Origin of the sequence: Nioella sediminis, from assembly GCF_001879695.1 — a bacterium.
GTDB lineage: Bacteria > Pseudomonadota > Alphaproteobacteria > Rhodobacterales > Rhodobacteraceae > Nioella > Nioella sediminis.
On record NZ_MNBL01000137.1, the window covers coordinates 1 to 488 of the forward strand.

Here is a 488-nt window from a genome sequence, read left to right on the forward strand (position 1 = left end):
ATGGCAAAGGAAAAGTTTGAGCGCGGCAAGCCGCATTGTAACATCGGCACGATCGGTCACGTTGACCACGGCAAGACGACGCTGACGGCGGCGATCACCAAGTATTTCGGTGACTTCAAGGCCTATGACCAGATCGACGGCGCGCCGGAAGAGAAGGCCCGCGGGATCACGATCTCGACCGCTCACGTGGAATACGAGACCGACAACCGCCACTACGCCCACGTGGACTGCCCCGGCCACGCCGACTACGTGAAGAACATGATCACCGGTGCCGCCCAGATGGACGGCGCGATCCTGGTGGTGAACGCCGCTGACGGCCCGATGCCGCAGACCCGCGAGCACATCCTTCTGGGCCGCCAGGTGGGTATCCCCGCCATGGTCGTGTTCCTCAACAAAGTCGACCAGGTCGATGACGAGGAACTGCTGGAGCTGGTGGAAATGGAAGTCCGCGAGCTGCTGTCCGAATACGACTTCCCGGGCGACGATAT

The 488-nt window shown here is 61.7% G+C and carries 1 protein-coding gene; it reads left to right on the top strand.

Annotated features, from left to right (window positions below):
• Window positions 1-488 (top strand): GTP-binding protein (locus BKY26_RS16025; protein WP_131541957.1); only part of this gene is annotated, 488 nt, incomplete at its 3' end.